At 50.5% G+C, this 26,086-nt stretch carries 22 protein-coding genes and 2 pseudogenes; 4 read left to right on the plus strand and 20 right to left on the minus strand.

Annotation, left to right across the window (positions count from 1 at the left end):
• Window positions 1-4: 4 nt before the first annotated feature.
• The 3 genes from BKD14_RS13110 to BKD14_RS13120 all read right to left on the minus strand — a co-directional run bounded on the left by BKD14_RS13110 (window position 5) and on the right by BKD14_RS13120 (window position 3,110).
• Window positions 5-832: a carbohydrate ABC transporter permease gene (locus tag BKD14_RS13110; RefSeq protein WP_175576114.1), complete on the minus strand. Its 828-nt coding sequence runs from the start codon at window positions 830-832 to the stop codon at window positions 5-7.
• A gap of 2 nt (window positions 833-834) precedes the next feature.
• Entirely contained in the window at window positions 835-1,734 is a 900-nt protein-coding gene (locus BKD14_RS13115) for a sugar ABC transporter permease (protein ID WP_245293653.1), read from the minus strand.
• A gap of 98 nt (window positions 1,735-1,832) precedes the next feature.
• Window positions 1,833-3,110, minus strand: coding sequence for an ABC transporter substrate-binding protein (locus tag BKD14_RS13120; RefSeq protein WP_075656681.1), 1,278 nt, complete (start codon window positions 3,108-3,110; stop codon window positions 1,833-1,835).
• Between the two features lie 171 nt (window positions 3,111-3,281).
• Here BKD14_RS13120 and BKD14_RS19560 point away from each other — a divergent pair.
• The 4 genes and pseudogenes from BKD14_RS19560 to BKD14_RS13130 form a co-directional block, all read left to right on the plus strand.
• Window positions 3,282-3,383 (plus strand): annotated as a pseudogene (locus BKD14_RS19560) (IS5/IS1182 family transposase); the annotation flags it as partial.
• 172 nt (window positions 3,384-3,555) lie between these two features.
• The gene (locus BKD14_RS13125) at window positions 3,556-3,768 is read left to right on the plus strand and encodes a hypothetical protein (protein ID WP_139316418.1); all 213 of its coding nucleotides are present in this window, start codon (window positions 3,556-3,558) and stop codon (window positions 3,766-3,768) included.
• Between the two features lie 240 nt (window positions 3,769-4,008).
• Window positions 4,009-4,233: pseudogene (locus BKD14_RS19025) on the plus strand (ISL3 family transposase); the annotation flags it as partial.
• Window positions 4,160-4,393, plus strand: coding sequence for a hypothetical protein (locus tag BKD14_RS13130; protein WP_306401455.1), 234 nt, complete (start codon window positions 4,160-4,162; stop codon window positions 4,391-4,393). The pseudogene BKD14_RS19025 and the gene BKD14_RS13130, both read left to right, overlap by 74 nt.
• A 237-nt stretch (window positions 4,394-4,630) precedes the next feature.
• On the opposite strand, the gene ugpC is transcribed toward BKD14_RS13130, so the two are convergent.
• From ugpC to BKD14_RS13220, 17 genes are all read right to left on the minus strand, one after another.
• Complete coding sequence (gene ugpC / locus BKD14_RS13135) at window positions 4,631-5,683, minus strand: sn-glycerol-3-phosphate ABC transporter ATP-binding protein UgpC (RefSeq protein WP_075656685.1); 1,053 nt, start codon at window positions 5,681-5,683, stop codon at window positions 4,631-4,633.
• Between the two features lie 38 nt (window positions 5,684-5,721).
• Window positions 5,722-6,918, minus strand: a complete 1,197-nt coding sequence (locus BKD14_RS13140) for an ADP-ribosylglycohydrolase family protein (RefSeq protein WP_075656687.1) — start codon at window positions 6,916-6,918, stop codon at window positions 5,722-5,724.
• Window positions 6,915-8,336, minus strand: coding sequence for an extracellular solute-binding protein (locus BKD14_RS13145; protein ID WP_075656689.1), 1,422 nt, complete (start codon window positions 8,334-8,336; stop codon window positions 6,915-6,917). The genes BKD14_RS13140 and BKD14_RS13145 overlap by 4 nt, the downstream gene beginning before the upstream one ends.
• A gap of 31 nt (window positions 8,337-8,367) precedes the next feature.
• Window positions 8,368-9,270 carry a carbohydrate ABC transporter permease gene (locus BKD14_RS13150; RefSeq protein WP_083647129.1) on the minus strand — a complete coding sequence of 301 codons (903 nt, stop codon included), beginning with the start codon at window positions 9,268-9,270 and terminating at the stop codon, window positions 8,368-8,370.
• Window positions 9,270-10,166 carry an ABC transporter permease subunit gene (locus BKD14_RS13155; RefSeq protein WP_075656691.1) on the minus strand — a complete coding sequence of 299 codons (897 nt, stop codon included), beginning with the start codon at window positions 10,164-10,166 and terminating at the stop codon, window positions 9,270-9,272. Before BKD14_RS13155 ends, BKD14_RS13150 begins: the two co-directional genes overlap by 1 nt.
• Before the next feature lie 62 nt (window positions 10,167-10,228).
• Window positions 10,229-11,281: a LacI family DNA-binding transcriptional regulator gene (locus BKD14_RS13160; RefSeq protein ID WP_245293642.1), complete on the minus strand. Its 1,053-nt coding sequence runs from the start codon at window positions 11,279-11,281 to the stop codon at window positions 10,229-10,231.
• Window positions 11,282-11,443: 162 nt separating this feature from the next.
• Entirely contained in the window at window positions 11,444-12,859 is a 1,416-nt protein-coding gene (pyk, locus tag BKD14_RS13165; RefSeq protein WP_075656693.1) for a pyruvate kinase, read from the minus strand.
• A gap of 51 nt (window positions 12,860-12,910) precedes the next feature.
• Window positions 12,911-13,567 carry a histidine phosphatase family protein gene (locus BKD14_RS13170; RefSeq protein WP_075656695.1) on the minus strand — a complete coding sequence of 219 codons (657 nt, stop codon included), beginning with the start codon at window positions 13,565-13,567 and terminating at the stop codon, window positions 12,911-12,913.
• Between the two features lie 85 nt (window positions 13,568-13,652).
• On the minus strand, window positions 13,653-14,753 hold the full coding sequence (locus BKD14_RS13175) for an ABC transporter ATP-binding protein (protein WP_075656697.1): 1,101 nt from the start codon (window positions 14,751-14,753) through the stop codon (window positions 13,653-13,655).
• Window positions 14,754-14,770: 17 nt separating this feature from the next.
• A complete protein-coding gene (locus tag BKD14_RS13180; protein ID WP_075656699.1) occupies window positions 14,771-16,480 on the minus strand; it encodes an iron ABC transporter permease in 1,710 nt (569 codons plus the stop codon).
• Window positions 16,481-16,645: 165 nt separating this feature from the next.
• Window positions 16,646-17,965, minus strand: coding sequence for an extracellular solute-binding protein (locus BKD14_RS13190; RefSeq protein WP_075656703.1), 1,320 nt, complete (start codon window positions 17,963-17,965; stop codon window positions 16,646-16,648).
• A gap of 156 nt (window positions 17,966-18,121) precedes the next feature.
• Window positions 18,122-19,459 (minus strand): sigma-54 dependent transcriptional regulator, encoded by a 1,338-nt coding sequence (locus BKD14_RS13195; protein ID WP_075656705.1) that lies wholly within the window; start codon window positions 19,457-19,459, stop codon window positions 18,122-18,124.
• Entirely contained in the window at window positions 19,456-21,351 is a 1,896-nt protein-coding gene (locus BKD14_RS13200; RefSeq protein WP_075656936.1) for a HAMP domain-containing histidine kinase, read from the minus strand. Before BKD14_RS13200 ends, BKD14_RS13195 begins: the two co-directional genes overlap by 4 nt.
• A 16-nt stretch (window positions 21,352-21,367) precedes the next feature.
• The gene (locus BKD14_RS13205) at window positions 21,368-22,714 is read right to left on the minus strand and encodes an extracellular solute-binding protein (RefSeq protein ID WP_075656707.1); all 1,347 of its coding nucleotides are present in this window, start codon (window positions 22,712-22,714) and stop codon (window positions 21,368-21,370) included.
• A 149-nt stretch (window positions 22,715-22,863) separates the two neighbouring features.
• The gene (locus BKD14_RS13210; RefSeq protein ID WP_075656709.1) at window positions 22,864-23,853 is read right to left on the minus strand and encodes an ArsA family ATPase; all 990 of its coding nucleotides are present in this window, start codon (window positions 23,851-23,853) and stop codon (window positions 22,864-22,866) included.
• Window positions 23,844-24,128 (minus strand): cory-CC-star protein, encoded by a 285-nt coding sequence (locus tag BKD14_RS13215; protein WP_075656711.1) that lies wholly within the window; start codon window positions 24,126-24,128, stop codon window positions 23,844-23,846. Before BKD14_RS13215 ends, BKD14_RS13210 begins: the two co-directional genes overlap by 10 nt.
• A 4-nt stretch (window positions 24,129-24,132) precedes the next feature.
• Complete coding sequence (locus BKD14_RS13220; protein ID WP_210215515.1) at window positions 24,133-25,803, minus strand: carbon starvation protein A; 1,671 nt, start codon at window positions 25,801-25,803, stop codon at window positions 24,133-24,135.
• Window positions 25,804-26,086: the final 283 nt, after the last annotated feature.

The raw sequence follows: 26,086 nt of genomic DNA on the forward strand, positions 1-26,086 counted from the left end.
AGTTCTATCCTTTGACACCACCGGCTGTCAGACCGGAAATGATTTTCCGTTGAAAAATCAAAACAAGAATAATCAATGGCATCGTGACAATCGTGGATGCCGCCATAATATTACCCCACGGCACTTCATGCCCGCTCACGCCGGTTAACAATGCTATTGTCACGGGAATGGTGCGCATTTCAGAGGATGAAGTAAAAGTCAGCGCAAATAAAAATTCATTCCATGCGGCAATGAAGGCCAGTAGGCCGGTTGTCACCATAGCAGGCCACATCAGAGGTAAAAAAATGCGTGTAACTATCGTCCATGACCCGGCACCGTCAATAATCGCGGCCTCTTCAATCTCCAAAGGAAGTTCACGCATAAAAGACGTTAAAATCCAGACCGTAAAAGGGAGTGTAAAAATCATGTAAGAAAAGACGAGACCAGCAATACGGTTATACAGACCCAAAAAACGGATCGTTTCAAACAGGCCAGCGAGCACAGCAATTTGCGGAAACATAGAGATGGAAAGGATCACCATCAGGATCAAATTACGACCGCGAAACCGTATGCGGGATAAAGCGTAAGCCGCCAGCACAGAGAACAATAGTGATAATAATACTGTTATACTCGCAACCAATATCGAGTTGAAAATATTGCGTGGGAAATTGCTCGTATTGATAACCGCGTAGTAATTCGCCAAAGACAGATTTTCAGGCCAGTAATGCACTTCAAACAGAGCCGTTCCCGTTTGCATGCTGGTCGTAATCGCATAATAAAAAGGGAAAATCGCAAGTATAATAATAATCGCAACCAGCAAGTATAATGCGCAGGTTCGTATAAAAATTGACACCATTACTGCGGCTCCTTCCGGAGGAGCGATTTGCCAAAGCTCAGCACAAAAATAGCCATCAATGCAAGGATCAGGAACAACAGCGTTGATTGCGCTGCGCCATAGGAAAACTTGTCAAAATCAATTAGATTTTCGCGAGCGAGAACAGACATAGTTTTCGTTTGCGAACTGTTAGGTGTCAAAACATAGATCAGATCAAAAATTCGCATGGCATCCAACATGCGGAAAATAATTGCCACGATCAGTGCAGGACGTAGCAATGGCAGGGTTAAGCAGAAGAACTGTTTGACTGGGTGCACACCATCCACCCGCGCCGCCTCATAAATTTCACGCGGGATCATCTGTAAACCGGCTAACAACAACAAAGCCATGAATGGAGTTGTTTTCCAGACATCTACAATGATTACCGCAATCATCGCGGTGTCAGCACTCGCTGTCCAGGCAACAGGATGCGAAATCACACCAATGCGCAAGAAAAGGTCATTTAAAATACCAAACTGATCATTGAGCATCCATCCCCAGAGTTTCGCTGAAACAATAGTAGGAATTGCCCAAGGAATAAGAATAGCAGCGCGCACCAGACCCCGCCCTCTAAATGAACAATTCAGTACGAGTGCGATAATCATGCCAAAAACTGTCTCAAAAAAAATGGAGACGAAACTGAAATAAATGGTGTTCCATACAGCCTGCCACCACACCATATCAATTAACAAGCCGGAATAGATAACCCGTCCACTTTGTAACTCACTCCATGACAGATAATTCTGCAACCCTAGCCAGCGTGCCTCATCAAGGTTGGTCAGTCTGGCATCTGTGAAGGAGAAATAGATTGTGCGAAACAATGGCCAGAACGCAACCACAGCTAAAACCAAGCCGACAGGCATAAGAAACAGTATCGCCATTCGCTGCCGGCTTAATAAAAAATCGAAGCGTTGCAATGGCTTTGCAATATATTTTGAACCGGCTTTATCTATAGTAACCATTTCATGCCTATCTCCGGTTACCAGGCGCTTCCTTTGAGAATAGTGAGTTTTTCTTCAAGTCGAGCAAGATTGTCGGCCGCAGTGCCGTTTCCTGACAAGGTGTCATGCACAGCGCTCCAAAACAGTGAAGAAACCTCATTATATTTGGTTTTTGTTGGCGCTGACGGGCGCGCAACGGCCGTTTCGAATATCGGTTTCCATTGCGGCAACAATGGTTGCGCATCAATTATCTGTGGGTCATCGTAGAGTGTTCGGATTGTCGGCAGCAGAGAAAGCGCAATTACACGCTCTTTCTGCGCTTGTTTTGAAGCAAGGAATTTCGCAAGCTCAATGGCCTGTTGAGTGTGTTGCGAATATCTGGAAACTGCAATATTCCATCCGCCGAGAGCTGCTGCTGATGGTTCATTCGCATGAGCAGACGGCAAAGCTGTTACGCCGACTTTGCCACGTATAGGACTGTCTGCATTATTACTCAGCGGATAAACATAAGGCCAGTTCCGCAGGAATACCGCATTACCGGTTTGCCAGACACCACGGCTTTCTTCTTCACCATAGCCTAGCACCCCCTGCGGTGCTATTGAGCCAACCCAATCATGCGCATTCTCAAGCGCTTTAATGGCGTTCTCATTATTGATGCTTATTGAGCCGTCTGCTTCTACGACTTGTCCACCGCCAAAAGATTTTATCCATTCCAGCGCAGTGCAGGTGAGGCCTTCATAGGCATTGGCTTGAAACACATAGCCATTTATACCTTTATTGCCAGACATACGTTCTTTATCTTGAATATATTGCGCTGTTTCAGTGAGCTCGTCGAAAGTTTTCGGAACTGATTTTTGGTATTTTTCCAGCAAATCTTTGCGATAAAACAGCACTGCCGCATCCGCAAACAGCGGAAGCGCAATCAGTTTACCATTCACAGTCTGACTTTGAATGACTGATGGAAAATGCGTTGCTACAATATCTTTGGCTGCACTGCTCAGATCGAGAAACTGATCAGCCAATTGCGGAGCCCAAACAATATCAGTTCGGTAAAGATCAATATCCGTATTGCCAGCTGCCAGCCATAGACGATATTGGGCAAACTGGTCGGAAGAATTGGATGGCATATCGACGATCGCGACTTTATTGCCGGTTATTTTTTCAAAATCATCCAGTTGCTTACGTAATAATGCCTGACCGTTACCAGTATCACCGGAAGCAATGGTCAAATCAGCGGCAAATACGGATTCAGATGAAAAAAATAAAACCAATAAAGCTATTATTTGATAAGAAATTTTTGAACAGCTGATAAACATGTTCATCACCACGTGAAATTATCTTGGTAAATGATAGATCGATAATTTACTCGTGAATATCCCAATTTGATGGGCTTTGGAGGTGTTAGTGCAGGGATGCGATTTCAGCTTTAATGATCGTATAGAGTTGGATGGTATAGGTTGAGTTTTGACTTGCTCGTGAACCTGCTTATGCCAATCAAACACAATTCTGATTATCGCCATAAGATCCACAAGCAAAAATACCGGATCACCAATTGGGCTCAGTATGAGGCGAGTTTACGCCATCGCGGTAAGAGGTGGTTCGGATTGTCTGAACAGTTTCGTGCGTTTGGCTAAGTGGATTTCCGCCGCGATCTGGGCTTTAATATCCTCTTGGAAGAACTAGTTTTCCAGCAGGATGCGGCTCTTGAGCGTCTGGTGCCAACGTTCGATTTTCCTTATGATCGAGCTAGTGGAAACATCAATGGTACTGAAGCCAAACACCGAACACGATGTTACTAAAACAAGGGCCTTTTTTAAGGGTAAACATAATGCGACATTATTGTCGCGTGGCGCAAGTCCGGATGAAATTGGCGCGGCCGTTGTATTTCCGTGGAACCTGAAGCTTACTGTAGACGGCGGTATGATCGTCGGGCGCATTTATTGGCAAATAGGCAAAGCGATCGGTAACTTATGAATGTGAAATTATAATCACCGATTAGATGAAAGTCAGATGCAAAAACCAAACATTTATACGTGGCAGACACATACTCTGTCGTTTAACTTCACATAGTTCAGTTCCATAAGATAGATTATCTAATTGGCATCTGTAGCCGAAAAGTTAAAATGTCCTGTTTCTGCAAAGTAAGAATGTCACACTCTCTGCATTTGAGGATGCGGGAGTTTGCAGATGGGATGGATTTTAATGAGCGAGTGCAGCCGCCGGACTGTCCGACTGGATACTATTGTGCATCATCTTGGATTAGCTTTGGGACGACGTCCCGCTGCAGCCTTTGCCAAACGCCTGATGATACCTGTGAGCAACGACACGCCCATCCACACGGTGTGAAGAAGATCAGCGGTTAGACATGAAAAAATCAATGTGGTCGGCGTGGATGATTGGGCATTCCGGCGCAATCACCGCTACGGTACCATCGTCTGCTCTACAGGATATGTCCAACACACTGACAATGCTGGTCAATGCCTGTCAGGGGGATCACCGGCCGCATTGCCCGATCCTGAAACGCCTTGAAACCGATCCGGAAGACGAAGATCTGTCTATCTATCCGCGCCGAGGTGCTGTGGATCGCCGGTTACAATGAAACAAACACCGCCAATCCTGTCAGCCTCACGCGGGTACAGGCTGAGGCAGGTTGTGTCGGGCTGTGTTTAAATCACCGTTCCATCGCCGCGGACAATTGCCATCTGTACGGGCAGTGGTCAATTTTTTAGCTAAGCGAATGGTGCAAAGCATTGCACTTCGCTAGCCGCTCTACACAAGTGCCCTACTTCAAATAAGACTTCGCTTTACTCGGAAACAGATTGCCTTCCATCGGGATTTAATAACGCAGACGCTCACCGGATACGCTGTCAAAAAGCAGAACTTTTGCAGCATCAAGAGCCAGCCTGACTGTCATACCAGTCGTAAACTGTCGGTCGCCTTTGGCAATGACATGGATGTCCTGCTCACCGACTTTAACCACCAGTTCCTGACTATCGCCGGTTGGCTCAACCAATGTCACCAGCCCCTCAATACCTTCATCAGCAATCTCAATATGCTGCGGGCGGATGCCATACATCATGCTGGTTTGTGATTTTAACGGAGAGACAAGCGGCAAAACAATACCGTCCTCCGTGACAGCATGATCACCCCTCGCCTCTGTTTTCAGCAAATTGATTTCCGGAGAGCCAATAAAACCCGCCACAAATATATTGGCCGGATCATTATACAGTTCCAGCGGCGGCCCATATTGTTCGATCTTCCCGCCATTCAGCACCACGATTTTATCAGCCATAGTCATCGCTTCCGTCTGGTCATGGGTGACATAAACAGTGGTTTTTCCGAGACGTTGATGCAGTTTTTTAATCTCACTGCGCATTTTTACACGCAATTTGGCATCAAGATTGGACAACGGCTCATCAAACAGAAACGCTCTTGGCGCACGCACAATGGCACGCCCCATCGCCACGCGCTGACGCTGACCGCCGGAAAGCTCGCGCGGGAAACGGTCCAGCAATTTCTCAAGGCCGAGTATTTCTGCCGCTTCCTGCACACGTTTGCGGATTTCTTCTTTCGGTGTACCACTCAGCTTCAGAGAAAAGCTCATATTTTCCGCAACTTTCATATGCGGATAAAGCGCATAACTCTGAAAAACCATCGCAATGTCACGCTCTTTCGCGCGCATATCATTGACGACCTTACCCCCGATGCGGATTTCACCGGAGGTAATATCTTCCAGTCCGGCAATCATGCGCAAAAGCGTTGATTTTCCGCAGCCGGACGGACCAACCAGAACCACAAATTCCCCATCACCCATCTCGAGCGAAATGTCTGCAAGCACAGAGGTTTTTCCATAGCTCTTACCTACATTTCTCAGTTCGATTTCAGACATTTATGGCTCCGGTATATGTTATTGATCGTAAAATAGCGTCAGGCAGCAGCGTGAGCGGCATTGCTTGTGAGATGATCCCACATCGATGCTCTGCGCTGCTCCGACTGCCTGTCTGCTTTTTGTATTTCCATTACGGTTTGATAAAATGCATCAGCCGACTTGTTCAGCTCAAGCTTATTGGCTGAATCCAGCAATGCCGCATCCGTATCGTCAATGACAGACGCACCATGCATAGCGCCGAGAATGGCACCGGCCATGACGCCGATGGAATCCGTGTCGCGTCCGGAGTTAATGCCGTCATGAATGGTCTTGTAGAAGTCACCGTCATTGACCACTGCAAAACCTAAGGCCAGTGGCAGTTCCTCAATCGCATTGAGGCGGGACGGACGATAGGCTTCACTGGCCACACCGGTTTTCTTCACAGAATGCGTGACATCATCACCCATCGGTGAATATTTTCCGATAATCGTCTGGAAAACCTCAGTGACTTTATCCGCGTCCTGCCCTTTGAGGGTCTTTGCAGCGGCTACAATTTCAAGAATAGCCTGTTTTGTACCGTCTTTTGCTAATGCAACGGCCTCATTGACCACTTCATCGATGGTAATGTGCGGAATAAAAGCCGCTGCAATCGCTGCCGCCAACACACCTGCGGCTTCCAGACCATAGCTCTGCTGATGGCCGGATGCGAAAGCAATCGCCTCATCATAGGCCGCTTTCGGATTGCAGGCATTCATCACGCCAACCGGCGCAATATACATCGCCGCACCGCAATTCACCATATTGCCGATACCACCTTCACGCGGATCGCAATTGGACAGCTGATGACGCTGAAAAATCCATTTTTCCGGATAGAACAGGCGCTCAATCAGCATGGCCTCACGCTGCAATTCAGGAACCCAGCGCGGTGTCCATGCAATTTCACGCACCATACCGTCCGCCATATCCCAGGCATCAATATGACGGCGTACGTCATTATAAATATTCATCAGACACAGGGTCATCAGCGTATCATCAGTCACGATACCACTGCCCCGAACACGCCAGTTACGGGCTATGCCGCTCTCCGACATGCGATGCCATTCTGTATTCAGATTGGTAACACGGCCGTAACGCTGGCGAATTTGCTCGGCTGAAAGTTTTTCAACCGGTGCCCCGATGGCGTCACCGTAAGCGACGCCATAAAGAACTGCCCGAATTCGTCCTTGCAGAGACAAAGGAGCAAATGTGTCCATCATTTTAATACAGTCCTCGCATATTCAGTCAGCCGGTCACCGCCGGCAGTCTTCCACTCAGAAACAAACTGATCCCACTGATCGAAACCCGCTTGTCCGGAGATAAATTTATAAGCCCATGCCTTGTAGACATTCTGCGCCGCATCCAGATCAGGCGCATATTCATTCGGCCAGATAAATGCATTATCAGGCTTGTAGCTTTGGGTGATATTGGTCAGAAACTGCGCGGCAGCAGGGCTTCTCACACCTTCCGGTAGTTTCCAGTTTGCGGCCGCGATAAAGCGTACATACCAGGTTGCCATTTTGTCTGTTGGCTTGATGGTCTCGCCGTCACGGGTATATTGCTCACCTTCAAAACCAAGGCGTTCCAATGCCTGCCCTTCAGGGCTGGCCACAAAATCAAGAAATTTAACAACTTCTTCTTTGTGCTTCGAGAGAGCTGAAATTGCAAAACCACGTGTTTCCTTGGAAACATCAACAGCGGCCAGACCTTCGCCACCGGTGCCTGCAGGCGGTGCCAACAGAACCAGTTCCGGATTAGCATCAGGATTCGCCTGTTTCATCTTACCGCGATAAACATCCACATTCTCAGCCGATGCCGAGAACACCATACCGACGCGTCCGGAATAGAACTTGTCTTCCTTGGTATCCCATTTGGTGGTGATATATTCCGGATCCAGCAGTCCTTGCTCACGCAGCGATGCATAGAAAGTCAGCTTGGCTTTTTCCTGCTCAGAAATCTGTGAGGCAATCCAGTTGCCCTCTTTGTCTTTCAGCCAGGATGAGCTGACGCCGAATGCCTGATTAAAAATCGTATCGGCTTCATCCATGCTGCCCGGCACGGTCAGCGCATAGGATTTGTCACTGCCTGCACCACCAAAATTGCCGCTCTTAATCGCCTTGAACAAAGCAACATAGTCATCAACCGTTTTCGGTGCAGCCAGTCCGGTTTTGCTCAACCAGTCTTCACGCATAACCGGCTGCGAAATCCGCGGCGGGAATGCATAAAGCAGATACGGATAATTCTGCAGACGAGCGGTATTGTGCGGGTAAAGCGCATCTTTCAGATAAGTTGTTTTCGGCAGCCAGTCGTTCCAGTTTTCAAGAACGCCCTGCTCGGCCATTACCGTGTCACCGCCCTGAAAATAAATCAGATCGGGAATGTCGCCGGACAACATCATCGCGCCGAGCTTATCAGCATAGCCGGAAGCCGGAAGATTGACGATCTCAATCTTCAGATCTGTCCCTTTTGCCTTCAGCGCCGCTTCATATTTCTCAATGAGTTTCACGTCATCCGGATTGGTGTTGAGCAGATCCTTCGCCACTACGCGTATAGTGACCGGCTCGGCCAGTGCCGGCAATGCTGCAGCAGACAGCAGCGCAACCACACTGACAGACAGAATAAGATTATTTTTCAGCATATGTCCTTCCCCTTTATATGTGCCGGAATAATCAGCCCTTGAGCGCGCCGCTCATCGTGCCTTTAGTGAAAAACTTCAGGATTAACGGATAGATCGCCAGGATCGGTACAATCGTGAGCAGGATCATACCTGCGCTCAGCGCCCTGATATTGATCTGGCTTGCGCCTGTGTAATTGACGGAATTTTCCAGCCCGACCATGGCAATCTTGTCGCCCTCGACCACAAATTGGCGCAGTACAACCTGCAGCGGCCATTTGGACTGGTCATTGAGGTAGATCATCGGGCGGAAGAAATCGTTCCAATGGAAAACGAAATAGAACAAAGCAATCGTTGCCAAAGCTGATTTTGAAACCGGTAATACGACATACCAAAATGTCTGAAAAACATTGGCGCCATCGAGTTCTGCGGCTTCCAGAATTTCATTAGGCACTTCTTCAAAAAAACGGATCAGAATGATCAGATACCAGGCATTGACCAGTTTGAAGAGGATCACAGACCAATAGCTGTCGATCAGCCCCAGACGCTTGTTGAGAAAATAATCCGGTATAATGCCGGGATCGAAAACAATCGTCACCAATACGAAGACCAGAATGATGCGGCGTCCCGGCAAGCCCGGACGCGACAATCCCCACGCCATCAGTGCTGTAAAGCATACACCGAGAACCGTACTGGTCAGCGTAATAAAGACCGAGTTGATCAGCCCCTGCTGCACAGCCGGATTAGTGATCAGCAGCTTCCAGACCTCAAGCGAAAAACCTTCCGGAATGATTGTGAGACCGCTCATCCGTGCGACTTCGGAAGGCGATGACAGGGAAACAGCCAGTAGATTAAGCAGCGGCTGAACCATCACCACCACAAGCAGCAGCAAGGTAGAGAGAATGATTGCATATTCTGCCCGCTCCAGCGGAGAGCGACGGATTTTACCTGCTGCCATCACCAGATCCCCTTGCCTGTCAGCTTTTTCGAGATGAAATGCGCGCTCATAATCAGGATCATGCCGAGCCCTGCCTTAAACAGACCAGCTGCGGTTGCGAGCGAATATTGTCCGGTTTGCAAACCGATGCGATAAACATAGGTATCGAGGATATCGATCTGACTACGCACAATATCGTTTGTGAAGTTGATCACCTGATTGAGATCAGCATTCAGGAACATGCCCGCATTCAGAATGAACAATGTAGCAATCGTCGGAACGATACCCGGAATGGTGACGTAGAAAATTTTCTGCCAGCGGTTAGCACCGTCAATTTCCGCAGCCTGATAAAGTTCCTGATCAATTGACATAATGGCTGCGAGATAAAGCAGGCTGTCCCAGCCAGCAGAACGCCAGATTTCAGAAAATACCAGCACCCAGCGAATTGTGCCTGTCTCTGTCATGAAAGAAACCGGTTGAAAACCGAAAAAGCCGGTAATTTCATTCACGGCACCGGTGCTCGGCGACAAAACAGCAATGAAAATACCTGCAATTACTACCCATGACAGGAAGTGCGGCAGATAAATTGCCGACTGAATGAATTTACGGGTACCCGTGCCGCGAACCTCATTGAGCAACAATGCCACAATGATCGGCACGGGAAACACAAAGACGATTTTCATTGCTGAAATAATCAGCGTATTGGCCAGCACCTGCCAGAAAATCGTGGACGAGAACAACAGTTCAAAATGCTTCAGCCCCACCCAGATATTCGGCGGAATGATGCGCAATTGTTCAAAAGCAATTTTAGCTTCCCACACCGGCATATAGTGGAAAATAAAAAAGAAAATCAGGGCTGGTGCCATCATCAGATAATAAGGCCACCACTGGCGGAAGCTGCTTTTAAAGCGCTTCATTTTGGGAACGTTCCCAATTTGAGTACTCACTGATGATGCAGAACTATGACTCATTGTCTGAATTACCCCTTTGCAGCCAGCCGCGCAGTTGCCATCTCTGACAGATCAGCGAGTGAGCCGCGCTCCAAAAGACGGCACGGCACATAAATGCGCTCATGTTCTGCTCGTCCGGCAATTTCTGCATATAAAGCAGTGACTGCCGTGGAGCCGATACGGCGACCGTCTTTTTCAATTGTCGTCAATCCGGGCCAGGAAAAAGCACCGGAAGGAATACCGTCAAAACCGAGAATTGACACATCCTGCGGGCAGGACAGCCCTGCATCACGGATTGCCAGAATACCACCAAGCGCCATCAGATCATTCGCACAAAAAACTGCCAGATGCTGACCATTCTGATGCGCTTGCAACAGCCGTTTCATAGCAGAACGACCACCTTCAACGGTATAGTCACTGTCTTCCGTGATGAGTATTGAGGGGTCAACATCCCGCTCAATGCAATGCTCACGTACCGCGCGCAGAAAACGCGCACGCGCCAAACGGGATTTAGGCCCGAGGATTAATGCCGGCTGCACATGCCCCTGCGCGAGCAGCACATCCAGCCCGAGACGAACACCCTGCACGATATCTGACCCGACACTGCTCGTATCGGGAAAGCGCTCGGCACTCGAACCGATCAGCACAAAAGGCATGCCGAAACGGTCGAGATCAGCAAGATTATCAGCGACAGGATTGATGATCGCGCCATCTACGCGTGCCTGACATAAGGCGCGAAGATGTGCCGCTTCCTTATCCGCATCCCAGTCTGAAGAAAATACCAGCAGCGAAACACCCTGCCTCGCAGCCTGATCCTGCGCACCGCGCGCCACTTCCGCCCAAAACGGGTTGGTAATGTCCGGAATAACCAGACCAAGCAACCCGCTGCGCCCTGAGCGCATGCCGACTGCCAGATGATTGCGCTCATAACCGGTTGCCAGCACTGCGGCTTGTACGCGTTCGGCAGCATCCTGCGATATATTGGAGGAACCAGCCAGAACACGGGCTACTGTGCTCTTGGACAAGCCAGCTTTTTTCGCAACATCGACGATCGTCGCACGACGCCCTGTATCCTTATTCAAGCTGACACTCCTCCCAAGCGACCGGTCTCTTAGATCGATCATTGTGGGAACGTTACCATTCTTGAAAAACTTTGACAAGAGCCCCTGTCAAACTACACAAGAAATCAATACATGCTGTTGATGGCAAATGCTTGCTTTATGTTAGAGAATATAAAATACCTTCTATAATTCAGCAATACGCAGCATATTCGTGCTGCCCGGTATGCCAAAAGGCACGCCTGCAGAAATGATAATACTATCTCCCTGCCCGCCGAAACCTTCCGCTTCCACAATGGCACAAGCACGTTTCACAGTTTCATCTATATCTGCGGTGTCATCCGTGGTGACACAATAAAGACCCCAGACCAGAGACAGCCGTCGCGCGGTTTGCACAACAGGCGAAAGCGCAATAATCGGCACCGGAGGGCGCTCCCGCGCGGCACGCAAACCTGTCGTACCCGACGAGGTGTAACAAACAATGGCAGCAAGCCCTAACGTGACTGCGATCTGGTGTGCCGCCAGAGAAATTGCATCAGCACCGGTTGCCTCAGGGGCAGCGCCCTGCTTGTTGATAATACCTGCATAAAGCGGATCAAGCTCCACATTACGGGCGATAGACGCCATTGTTGCCACAGCCTCAACCGGATAATCACCTGAAGCGGATTCTGCCGAAAGCATGATGGCGTCTGCGCCTTCGAAAACCGCAGTTGCCACATCCGAAACTTCTGCACGCGTTGGCACCGGAGCGCTAATCATAGATTCCAGCATTTGCGTGGCAATCACCACGGGTTTGCCTGCACGTCTGCACGCCCGTGTCAGTTGTTTTTGCAATCCGGGAACAGATTCAAGCGGCATTTCCACGCCCAAATCTCCGCGAGCCACCATCAGTGCATCCGAAAGCCTGATAATCTCGTCAATATGATCCAGAGCCTGAGGCTTCTCGATCTTGGACATCAGTCCTACGCGATCACCGGCAATCTTACGCACTTCAATCAAGTCTTCCGGCCTTTGCACGAAAGACAAAGCAACCCAGTCAATTTCGCCGGTTGCAAGTAACGCATCAAGATCTGCCCGATCCTTGTCGGTCAAAACACCCACGGTCAATAATGTATCAGGCAGGCTGACACCCTTGCGGTCAGAGATTTTTGTACCGGCTACAACAGTGGTGGTCATGCTCTCATTGTCAGCTTTTTCCACGCGTAGATGCAGTTTTCCATCATCGATCAGCAGGCGGTGCCCCGCCTTCACCGCTGCAAATATCTCCGGATGCGGAAGAAAAACACGACTGTTGTCACCCGGCTCATCCCTGTTATCCAATGTAAAACTCTGCCCGATCTTGAGTTCTACTGTGCCTTGAGCAAATCTGCCAATACGCAGTTTTGGCCCCTGTAAATCAGCAAGAATGCCGATTGGGCGGCCACTTTGTAATTCAACAGCGCGAATATGCCAGATTAATTGGCGCATCATGTCATGGCTGGCATGACTCATATTGATCCGGAACAGATCTGCGCCTGCCGCGTGCAACTGCCGGATAATATGCTCTTCGGAAGAAGCCGGTCCGAGTGTCGCGAGTATCTTAACTTTTTTATATTGTTTCATTTGTCGGGTTAATCCTGCACTGCAATGTCATCAGAACATGATGGTAATCAATCAAAGGCGCACTGTGGTTCCCGCGCCCTCGCAACCCATAGCCCGTAGAATACCAGCCGGAATTTCCAGCATGGTTTCATGGCCGGAAGAGAGCAAAAATGATGCCGTCTGCGGTTCGCTATAGGCAAGCATCACTTCAGAAGATGCTTTTGTATAAATACCGCGCAGCGCCCGCAGGCATCCGCTATGGGTTACCACAACATGTGTTGTTTGCTTTTCCAGCGTTGTCAGCCATGTCTGCATCCGTTGTTTCAGATCATTGCGGCTTTCCCCTTCCGGCATCGTATAATCCCAAGGATCAGTTTGCTGTGCCCGATACTGATCAGACAAATCCCGTTTGATTTCATCGGATGTTTGTCCCTCCCACACACCGAATGACCGCTCCATAAGAAGCGGAGCCTGCGTGAATTTCTCAAAAGGGACAGTCCAGATACCGGCAAGGATGGATGCAGTTTGCAAAGCACGGGGCAGCGGGCTGCTCCAGAATTTCAAACTTTGATGAGCAGCGATTGTATCGGCCAAACGCACACCGACAGCCTTTGCCTGCCGCACACCATTATTCGTTAAAGGCGTGTCTTTCCGGCCCTGCAATCGTCCGGCAACATTCCACTGGGTTTCACCATGGCGGATAACAATGAGATCAGGCAGTTCCTGCATAATATACTCAATTAATAGCTGGGGTAATCGGTTATGGTCGTGTTCGGGGGAGCATCCGCCGGTTATCAACCGGCGGATGTCACTATCACTCCGTCAGCCAGAGTGCTGCAGAAGGCTGCAAACCAAGCACTGTTGCAGTTCCCGGTTCCAGCAATGTGTCACCGGTATAAAACGGCACATCAATCAACACCGTCGCAGTGCCAACCTGAACACCATAGCGGATGATTGCACCAAGGAATTCACGATGCGCGATGGTGCCTTCAAGCGCCACGGCGCCCTCCTCTGTATGGCCTATCGTTGCATATTGCGGGCGGAATACCAGTTTAGCCCCTTGCGCAACCTTCGTACCCTCTGGGACAGGAATAGAGCCCGCCCCTTCCACCACAAAAACACGACCGTCCGGTGTATCCTCCACATGACCGTCGAGAATATTGGCAGTTCCGAGAAAGCTGGCGACAAACAGATTAGCTGGCTTTTCATACAGGCTCATCGGCGTTCCGACCTGCTGAATACGCCCCTCATTGAAGACCGCGATACGATCACAAACTGTATTGGCTTCTTCCTGATCGTGGGTCACAAAAATGGTCGTCAGCTTCAGACGTTGCTGCAAATCGCGTAATTCACGGCGAACCTCGACACGCATTTTCGCATCCAGATTTGACAGCGGTTCATCGAGAAGCAGAACTTTGGGCTCGATGGCAATTGTGCGGGCGAGCGCCACACGTTGCTGCTGTCCACCGGAAAGCTGGGCAGGACGACGATCAGCAAGATGGGTCAGCCCCACCAGTTCCAGAGCCGCCTTAACCCGCTTATCAACTTCTTTGCGCGGCAGTTTGCGCTCTTCCAGACCAAAAGCAACATTGCGAGCAACGGTCATATGCGGCCATAGCGCATAAGACTGGAACACCATGCCAACGTCACGTTTCCACGGCGGCATGTCGAGCACGTCCGCACCGCCAATTTCCACCTTGCCCTGTTGCGCAACATTAAATCCGGCGATCAGGCGCAACAATGTTGTTTTCCCGCAACCCGACGGCCCCAGAAAGGCAAAGAATTCGCCGGGTTTAATATCCAGACAAATATCCTTCAGCACATGAACCGCACCATAAGACAGGTTCACATCGCGGATACTGATTGCTTTTGCCGGAGTTGTCGGCAAGGCGGCACTGTTTGTGTCTAATGTCATATTTTTTCTCCCCAATCTTACTTGGCCGCCCCAAGCGTCTTTTGCCGGCGTTCAATAACGTAATGTGATAAAAACGTGCAGAGCCCGACCAGTATCACTGCGATAACCCCGAGTGCAGCACCTGGCCCGCGTCCGGCAGGTGATTGCATGAAGACATAAAGCCCATAGGCAATCGGCGCGTCAGAATTGCTTTGGATGAGCATCAGCGTTGCAGAAAGCTCGACCGCCGCCGTTGCAAAGCTGGTGACAAATCCGGCAAGCAGACCGCCTGTCATCAATGGCAATACAATGCGGCGGATTGTTCTCTGTTTGGTGGCACCAAGATTTTCAGCGGCCTCTTCAAGCGAGATAGACACCTGCTGAAGTGCAGCATAGCAAGCCCGCAGCGCATAAGGCAGACGGCGGATAGCAAGTGCCAGCACCAGCATAACCCAAAGCGTTGCCAGCGGTGTGCCGTCCGGCAGCGGGATATTGTAGAAAGTGCGCAGATAACCAATACCGAGCACAACACCGGGAATGGCAAGTGCCGAGGTTGCTGCCCAATCCAGCCAGCGACGCCCGATCAGCTTTGTACGCAATACGAGATAGGCAATAGCACTACCTACGATGACATCAATCAAACCGGCAAGGCTGACATAAATCAGCGTGTTTTTAATATAGAGCGAGCTTTCACCAAACACGCGGCTGTAATGCGCCATCGTATAACCGTCCGGCAGCGGGCTGTATGACCAGACCGTAGCGAAAGACAGTAACAGCAACCCGATATGCGGTGAGAGAACCAGCAGCAGAATGAAACTGACCGTGGCATAGGCAATGAAACTTTCGCGTCTGGTGAGCTTGCGCTTTGTCAGCCCGCCGCCGCCGCGTTGTACCGTGGAATAATCTTTGCCGCGCATGGCAACTGCGGACAACCACATGGCAAAAATAGACACAACAATCAGAATAACCGCGATCACATAACCCATCGGATCAGTCAGACCAACCGAGGTCACGCGCAGATAGGCCTGCGGCGCCAGCATATCCTTCACATTGAGGAGCAACGGCGTCGCCAGATCATCAAAAACTTTGACGAAAACAAGCGAGGCACCGGCAAGATAACCCGGCATTGCCAGCGGGAAAACAATACGCCGGAACAGGCGGAAACCTGACGAGCCAAGATTTTGCGCAGCCTCTTCCATCGAGCGGTCGATATTACGCAGGCTCGCAGAAAGATTGATGAGAATGAATGGGAAATAATGCAGTGACTGCACAAAGATAACGCCGTTCAGCCCCTCCATGAAAGGAATACGGAAGCCGAACCAGTCATTCAGCAGAAGATTGACCGTACCATTGCGGCCAAACAACAGCTGCATCGCCACCGCGCCCACAAAAGGCGGCATAATGAGCGGGATGAATCCGAGTGTCTGGATAATCATGGATCCGCGAAAATCAAAACGGGTGGTCAGAACGGCCAGCGGCAGTGCAATGACCGTCGCCCAGACGACCGACATGCCTGCAACATAGACCGAATTGAAGAACGAACGGCGGAACAGCTCGGTGTTAAAAAAATCAATAAAGTTGATGGCTGTAAGTGCGCCGGTGCCCTTTTCCGTAAACGCCGTATAGATAACCGTTCCGGTGGGAATGAGCAGGAAAACAGCCAGAAACAGGGCAATAATCAGCGCTGTTATGATCTGGCCGGGGCTGGCCGAGATGCGTTTTCTTGGAATGGATAATGTGAAAGCCATTGCGGCAGTCTCCGGTATGAAGTCGGCTGTTCCGGCAAGCCACAGGGCGCCAGAGCAAACGAAAGCGGATAATCGGATGGAGCCGCCTGCTTTCGCAGGCGGTCTGTCATGCGCCGGAGCATCTCACGGTCAAGCCGGACAGTCTGACCGTGAGATGCTCAGACTTTAGTTGACAAGCGCAAGTGCCTCTTCAGCCTTTGCTTTTGCGGCTGAATATTTTTCCTTGGCAAAAGCAGCCCATTGCTGTTCAAGCTCGGCCTGACGGGCTGTCTTTTCTTTACCACCGGAAAACGCATCGCGAAGCTGCTGGCTCACGGCCTCATCAGCACTGACCGGCATAGCGGCAACCAGTGCACGGGCTTCATTCACGAGCGCGCGTGCCGGTGCCTGTTCATTCGTGGCAAGCGCTTTTTCTGCTGCATGAATGGCGCGTGTTGCGGCTTTCAGATTATCAAGCTGAAACGAAATCAGCTGATCATATAATGCATCAACAGCATCGGTACGGTTCTTGGAAGTTTCAGAGTCAAAGACAAGCATGGTCTGAAAACGCGCATCCTTGAACGGGTTCGGAAATCCTTCCGGTGCATTTGCATAACTGGCCGGATTGATCGGAAGACGGCGGATCGCCGGTTCAAGCAAGACGGCCTGCCCTTTTTCTGAAAGCAAGTAATTAACAAAGGCTTCCGCGCCCGCCTGATTAGGCGCATTGGCTACAACACCAATATTGGCAGGTACAACAGTTGTTACTGACGGATAAGAGAAGCTGACCGGAAAACCGCTTGCCTGTGCCGAGAAGGCAAAGAAGTCAATGACAATGCCAATCCCTGTCTGGCCGGAATTCACCGCATCAGGAACGCCGTAAGAGCGTTCTGTCACCTGCTGAAGATTGCCGCCAATATTCTTGAGCGTTGCCCAGCCCTGATCCCAGCCCTCACCCTGTAAAATAGTTTCAATGGTCAGATGAGTGGTACCGGAACGTGACGGAGCCGCAATAGCGACATGGTCATAATATTCCGGCTTGGCCAGATCAAACCATTCGACAGGTTTTGTCAGATTGTTTGCTTCCAGATAGCGGTCATTGGACATAATGCCATAACCGGATGCCGCAAAACCGAAATAATAAGAATCCGGATCATTAACCGGATAAGAACCGACTTTGTCCGGCAGGCCTGTGACAGACGGGGTAAATTTGCTCAGCAGATTACGACCTTTGAGCACTTCAAAAGCATCCGGTGCGGAAGCCCAGAACAGATCAACCTGATTGTTGGATTTTGTTTCATCAACATATTTCACGCCGGAGCTGGTGCTCTTGTTTTGAACATCAAGCGTGAAGCCCGGATTATTGGCTTCAAAACCGGCCTTAAACGGGTCTGTCACGTCTTTTGAGAATGACGTGACGACAGTTACTTTTCCGCCATTTTGCGCAGAAGCAGTGATAATCATAGCCGCTGACATCAGCATGGTGGCTGCAATCGATTTCAACATAGAACTCTCCTCCCTAGAGTATCGCCTGAGATCAGACGATACCTTTAAAGAAGCAAGTATCATGCCAAAGTCAAAAACGCCGGAAATGCGGGCTTTCACAAACACAAATGGGTCATAAAGGTAACATGACCGGCCTGCGAGCGGGTCATAAGGGTATCATTCCTCATCTTCATTCTGTGCGGCGATGTCGAATTTGCGCATTTTCAGATAAAGCGTTTTGCGGGAAATTCCTAAGGCGGTCGCCGAAGCGCCAATGCGCCCGTCATGGTTGGACAGGGTATCAAGCAGGATAGCGCGCTCCAGCCGGTCCATCTGTGCTTCCAGCGTTTGTGTTTTATCTAAAGACAAGTCGGCCAGCGCATTATTCTCCAGCCCCAGCACATAGCGTTCCGCCACATTGCGCAATTCGCGGACATTGCCGGGCCAGCTTCTGCCATCAAGATCGGCAATAAATGTTGCATCCACACGCGGAGCTGCACGTCCCTGCCTTTTGGCGGCGAGATCAAGAAACAGCTTGAACAGTAATCCAACATCGCCTTTGCGGGCTGACAACGGCGGAATTTCAACGCGGGCGATATCAAGCCGGTACGCAAGATCTTCACGAAAACTACCCTGCACGACCAGCTTATGTAAATCTGTTTTACTGGCTGCAATCACCTGAATATCCACCTGGAGTTCGGTGTTTGAGCCAAGGCGCTCTATTTTGCGCTCCTGCAAAACCCGCAAAAGCCGCACCTGCGCACTCAGCGGCATGGATTCTATTTCATCAAGAAACAGCGTGCCATTATTGGCATATTCTATCTTACCGATGCGTTTTTCCCGCGCACCGGTAAAGGCGCCGGCTTCATGGCCGAAAAGTTCAGATTCCAGCATTGTTTCAGGGATTGCACCGCAATTCACGGCCACAAAACGTCCCTTTCGGTTGCTGAAATCATGCAGCGCTCGGGCAGTGACTTCCTTGCCAGTACCGGTTTTACCAATGAGCAAAATATCCGTGGCCACGCCGCAAATACGTTTCAAACGCTCGCGCAATTGTACAATCGGTGCTGAATGGCCGATCAAACGAGCTTCCCAACCATCAACCGCCACTGCCTGCCGTAACCGGCGATTTTCAAGCAGAAGCTGACGGTGACTGCGCGCACGGCGGATAGTTTCAATCAGGATCAGCGGATCGGCCGGTTTTTCCAGAAAGTCCCATGCACCATCACGCATAGCACGCAGAGCCATAGGAATATCGCCATGACCGGACATCAGCACGATCGGTATTTCCGCATCAATGGACTGCACAGCTTTGAGGAGATCGAACCCGTCATGTTCCGGCATGCGCACATCAGAAACGACAATCGCACCGCTATCAACACGCATATCACGCAGCGCAGATGCAACCGAGCTATGCGCAGCAACCCTATAATCTTCAAGCTCCAGCACTTCACGGCATGCCTCAAGCACGCTGGCATCATCATCAATAAGAATAACATCCGGTTGCAAGGTCATTCCGGCCCTTTCAGCAAAACTATAAACCGCGTTCCATGCGGTCCTGTATCCAGCACCGCAATGCTGGCACCGAAGTCTTTGACAATATTATAAGAAATCGAAAGGCCAAGCCCTAATCCCGATCCGACCGGCTTGGTCGTGAAAAACGGATCAAACACTGCTTTCAGATGATCGCTCTCAATCCCAGTTCCGGTATCTGCGATAATCAGATTTGCACCATTTTCAGTCGCCTCAACAGTAACGGAGACCTGCCGGACAGGCTGATCTTTGACCGCATCCAGAGCATTAGCAATGAGATTGACAATCACCTGTTCAAGACGCACCGGTTCAGCCATAACAAGCGGGCAGTCCGACACCGGCAGTTCGAGTTTCAGGCGCACATCATCATCTTCAAAACGATGCTCCAGAAGACTGAGCGCTTCACGCACACTCTTGCACAGATCAACGGCTTGTTGCTTCACATCCGGTCGCCGTGCAAAACGCCGGATATGACTGATCTGATCGGCCATTCGTGTGGTCAGTTGACGGATCTTGTCAAAATTGACCAGAGCCTGCTCGCCTTTACCACGCGTAATCAAGGTGGAGCCGCTGTGTATATGCGCACGAATTGCTGCAAGCGGCTGATTGAGCTCATGCCCGATACCCGCCGCCATTTGCCCGAGCGCCGCAAGTTTTGCCGACTGAATAAGCTCGTCGCGCGTCTGGCGGAAGAGTAATAATGCCCCCGCCAGATCAGCAAGCTCGTCCGTGCCTTTTGCCGGTATCTCTATCTCCGGTCGCCCCGCACTGATTGCACTGGCTGCCGTTGCCAGTTGCCGGATGCGGAACAGCAGGTTTTTATGAACATAAAGCACGCCAATGGCAGTGGCCAAAACCACAGAAAGCAGAGCAATGACTGCCAGCAATTTTCTGCCGGTGCTAATCGCTGATGCTGCGCGTTCGGCCGCTGCCGCCGCACTTGCTTCGATTGCCACAACCTCCGTCTCAATATTACGGCCAAGATCGCTGACGAGCTGTCCGTTCATTACGGCCAGTTCCCCGAGGCGCACAGTTTCGCGCATTTGCGAGCGCTTGCGGTTTGGCGTGCCGGTTGCCTGATCAGACTTTTGCAAAATGCGTTTGGCCAGCTGACGAACAGTTATACTGTCCGGCCAGCTATTGAGTGTTCCAAGATGGTTTGCCAGCTCATCGGCACTATCACCGAGAAAGGCATTCGCCTCCTGAATTTCTTCCGATGTTGAAGCATTGGCAAGACGGGCGATCAGACCTGTTGAAAGACTTGCCTGAGCGACAAGTGTCAGCAATGCCTCACTCTTGCGTTGCTCACTGAGCGCCGCCGCATTACGGCCATTGCGCATTTCGGTTTCAATATTAAAGCGGGTATCATCAACCAAGGGTGCGGCTTCATCGATCAGATCAGCCTGCACCCAGCGCAGTTCATCAATATCTGCATGTATTGCTTCCAGTAAGGTGAAGCGCTTGCCCGATGTCAGATCAATCTGCTGCAAGTTGCGCTCAATAGCACGCGCCAATGGCAAGATCGTATTCACCGTCGCGCTGAGGTCACTTTTTTCCAGCAAGTTTTCCAATGCCGTGAGCCGTGCAGCATAAATACGCCGCATTGCAGTATATTCACTTCTGCTTTCAGCCCCTGCCAGTGCGGCTGTCAGTGAACCTATATCCGCACCTGCTTTTGACAGACGGGACGCAAAAGCCAGTCGTGGCATTTGCTGTTCAGCAATATGTGACAATTCACCGGACAGCCGGTAATAGGACAGCCAGCCGACAATACAGGCACCGACTGCCAGACCGACAATCACCACAAATGCAGCGCCGAGCCGTGCACCGATACCAATGCGCCATTGGGTTATTGGCGTAGCAATTCTTCTCATAAATCCTGCCATCAAATTACCGGTACCATCTCTTGTCATTGGTGACAGGAGACACTGATGAAAGCAGGGTCTCAATCATTGCCAGATTGTGTTCAACGATGCGGCGGATTTCACCGGAGAATTGCTCCTGCTCCGCTGTGCGTGCCACACTTCGCGGCCATTCTGTTTTCAGATCTTCACTCAAAATATTGGCTTCATGTGCCGACAAGGGCGGTGTGCTGAGTAACTGCCGTGCGCGCGCCAGAGTGCTCAGAGTTTCTGTATTTTCAAATTTAGCCGCTTCCAGCTCATTCACTTTCCGCCAAAGCCGGCCAAGTGTTGCTCTGCGGCGAATAATGAAATTATCAAAGATGAGATTGACCAAACCATATCTCTCGGCAGACAAATGCGGGTCAAATTCTGCCATATTCATCAGACCGCGTCTGTCCGGCGCCGGTAACAGGTCTTTATTCAGTTTGCTTAGCACAGGAATGCGGTTAATGCCGGGATAGCGCAAGATTTTCTGCCCTTGTTCTGAAAGTAGAAAATCCACAAAACGTTCAGCATTGGTGATGTTTTTAGCACCCCGCAAAATAGCAATATTGGCTGGCGTATAAATCGCATCGGGCGGCATGATGAAAACATTATCCGTATGCGCATCGTCGAGAGGCTGTGCCAGAAAATCAATCGTAATGCCGATGCCGAAACGCTTCTGCGCCACACCGGATGCAACGCCAAAACTACGTGCTGTTACTGTAGACAAGTTGCCGCCAAGTTTGGAGAGCATCGCCCAGCCTTTGTCCCAGCCATAGGTTTGCAGAAAGACTTCCACAATCAGATGCGTGGTGCCGGAGCGCGAAGGCGAAGTAATGCCGATATGACCCGAATAGACCGGCTTTAACAGATCATTCCAATTACGCGGAACCGGCAGGTTGTGTTGCAGCAGATAGGACGGGCTGTACACAATGCCGTAGCCCGACAGAGCGAATCCTAGATAATATCCTTCAGGATCATTGACCGGATAGCCAAGAACATATTGCGGCGCTCCGGTTGGCCTGCTGCGGATCGGACGCAACGCATTTTTGCGCTTTAACAATTCAAAAGCATCTGCGGCGGACGCCCAGAAAATATCCGGCGTGATATCCGGTTTCTCCATGATGAAACGGTTCGCACTCGCCGTGTTTCTTTGGGCGATAGACACGCGGATATCAGGATATTGCTTTTCAAATGCGAGGCGAAACGGCTCAAAAAACGATGGCGGATATGACGTGATAATCGATAATTCGCCCTGCTCTGAAGAACGCACAGGAACAACAGACAGCACCATAGAAAAGGCGAAAAACACCAACATATTGAGAATGTTAACGGTGCTTATTTTGACCATGTCTTCCCGTTCATACGAAACGCTCCTCCCCAGGCGCAGTCGAAGAAGTTACTATCATGGCATCAAGGATAAGTCATGTATAGGGCTGGCCTGCCGCCTGCCCTGAAATCTGACATCTGAGTTTGAGCATATCCTGTCATTTTTAAAAATCAGCCGAGATAGGCGGCGGAAAAATGCACCAGCTCCTGACCGCCGATGATCTCATTGGCAGACAGAGGAATTTGTTTAATCTCCGGCACTTTGGGCTGCAACGCTTTGATTAATTTCGCCAGATGCTCATCTTCATTCTTTGCACGCTGATCGAGCAATGCACTTTCGCCCCGCGGTGAACGACGGTTCACAAAAAGACCGCCGACAGATACCTGCAAATCATGCAAACGCTGACAAAGCTCTATTGTTTCGAGAACCGGCAACCGCTCAGCGGTCAGAACAATCATGAAGGCCGTTGTTTCACTATCTGTCAGGATTTCACGCAACTTACGAAAACGATCCTGCCGTCGCATCAAAACCGCCCGCATTTCATGATCGCGGGTTGGTTCATCCTCAAAAAGGTTACTGGCAACATCATTATCGGCATCAACGGCTTTAAACTGGCCAAGCGCGCGTGTGAAATTACCCGAGCGTTCGCGGTTCTTGAGCAAGCCGTCCGTCCATGCCGCCATCAGCTCCGGCAGTTCGAGAAGTCTGGTCGTATGTCCGGTTGGCGCGGTGTCAAAAATAACTGTGTCATAGTGAGCAAGCCCTGTTTCCAAAGTCACGGCAATCCGCTCCAGCAATGCCGCCTCAACCATGCCCGGTGCTTCACGCGCCTGCTCCAGATGTCGTTTGACTTCCTTATGCAACCTTTCCGGCATCAGCTTCCGCAATGAATTTTCGACTGATTTAAGATGCTCATCGACAGTGCTGCCTGGATCAAGTTCAATACCATCCAGACCGGCCATCAGCGAAACCGGCCTGGCACCAATCTCACGTTCCCACAAATGACCCAGATTATGTGCAGGATCGGTCGAGACCACCAATATGCGGCGCCCTTGCTGAGCAAGACCTGCAGCTGTTGCACTGGCCAGCGTCGTCTTCCCGACCCCGCCCTTGCCCCCGAAGAACAGAACCCTGCGATTTTTCAAGATATTCAGCAGCATCGGAAACCATCAAGTGGTGAGTGTTCCATACCCATTCGGACGTGCCAATCGTGAAAACGGCCATAGAGCTCGGGCATCAGTTCCAGAGTGTAATAGGTAGCGGGATTAGGGATACCCAGACTTTCCGAAAAAACGAGCATCATGAAAAGATCGTCCTCCTCACGTCTGGCTTTTGCAAAAGTGCGTCTGTAGGGCGCAGCATAGAACTCCCCCAGACCTTGAGAGACGGCGCTGAACAGCGCCGCCAGTTTTTCTTTATTCAGCCGTCTGGACATCAGGTCAATCCGCCAGTCCGGCAGCCGCTTGCGCACTATATTCCCTGCGCATTGTCCGGATTGCCTCCAGCGCAACAAAGAGCGCTGCACCAAGCACAACCAGCCCCAGTCCGAACAGCAACCATTGTTTATTCGCAAAGAATGTTCCGAGCTGTATGAAAAGCGCAAGGATCGCCATGACCAGCACAAAGGCCAGCGGGATCAGAACCGGCAGAACCGGACGCTTCATACGCAGCAACATCACTGCAACAATCGCAAGTGTCAGTCCGGCGAGCAACTGGTTAGTTGTACCGAACAACGGCCAGATCAGCATACCGCCGCTACCGCCTGTACCTGCACCGAAAGCAAGAGCAAGACAGCTTGCAAGCGCGACCAGAGTCGCGACTGTGCCACCCTGCAATGGCTTAATATTGGTGATTTCGCCAACTTCCTGAATAACATAGCGCTGCAGACGCAGACCTGTATCCATCGTTGTTCCGGCGAACAATGCGGCCATAACAGTCAGGATGGTTGCAGCAATACCGACACCAAGCCCTGTGCCTGCTGACAAGATATTTGCACCACCTTCAACAAAGGCTTTAACGCCACCGGCAGAGAACTGCGTATATACGCCCTGCCAGGCTTCATAAGATGCAAAACCAGCCGTACAGGCGATAATCGCAGCGAGTGCGAGCATGCCTTCACCGACAGCGCCGAAATAACCGACGAAACGGGCATCGGTTTCCTTGTCGAGCTGTTTGGACGACGTGCCCGACGAGACCAGACCATGGAAGCCGGAAATAGCACCGCAGGCGATGGTCACAAACAACAGTGGCACAATGCTCGGCGTGCCTGCCGGAACATCCGGATTGAATGCCGGTACCACGATCTGCGGCTGCGCAATCAGAGTTGCGCCATAGAGCAGCAACAACCCGACAAAGAGCTGAAGCCCGTTAATATAATCGCGCGGCTGGAGAAGAACCCAGACCGGCAATTGCGATGCAATGCCCGCATAGATGAAGAGATAAAGAATCCACTGCACCATCGGGCTCATGCCGAGAAAGGATTCCGGCAAAGTAATCGGATAAGCCTGTCCAACAAAGATCAGCGCATAAAGCACGATCACGCCAATCACGGACGGCCACAGCAGCCCGACGCCATGACGATAAATCAGCTGCCCGATAACGATTGCCACAGCAATTGCGCCCCAAATCGGGATCACCGATGTCGGGAAATTAATCAGCAGGCCTGCAATGACCACTGCGAAAACGGCGTTGACCATCAACAGCAGCAGGAAAATAACGGTCATGAAAATGGAGCGGGCACGGGTGCCAAGAACATTCTCCGTGAGTGCACCGATTGAACGGCCGCGGTTGCGGACACTTGCCCATAGCGCACCGAAATCATGAACACCTGCAAAGAAAACAGTACCGAGCACAACCCAGATAAAGGCCGGTGCCCAACCCCAGATCACTGCAATGGCAGGACCAACGATAGGTGCCGCGCCGGCAACAGAAGTAAAATGGTGCCCCCACAGCACAAACTTGTTGGTTGGCACATAATCTACGCCATCTTTCATGGCATGAGCGGGTGTTTTATATTCCGGATCAAGTGCATAGATGCGTTCAGCAATGTATTTCGAATAAACGAAATAGCCCCCTGCAAATGCGGCAAGGCCGACAAGTATAAGTATCATCGCGCTCAAACCATTTCCTCCCATAGCAAGCCGATTTATATTGAATTATGATGCTGTTTTTCTGTTGCACTCCAAGTTGCAGTCAAACTAAAGTCTAATAAAGTATATTGTCGTTTATTATAAAAATACTCAGCAAAATGTATGCGTTTTCTGTCATAGATAAATTTCATGATGCGATACGGCAACAAGATATACAGATTGCGAATGTCAAATTATTAATGAAATATTTTCCATGTGCAAGCGCCATTCTCTGCATCTCAATGCATTGAAGATTAGAGCTTAG

This window comes from Pseudochrobactrum sp. B5 (assembly GCF_001939785.1).
Taxonomy (GTDB): domain Bacteria; phylum Pseudomonadota; class Alphaproteobacteria; order Rhizobiales; family Rhizobiaceae; genus Pseudochrobactrum; species Pseudochrobactrum saccharolyticum.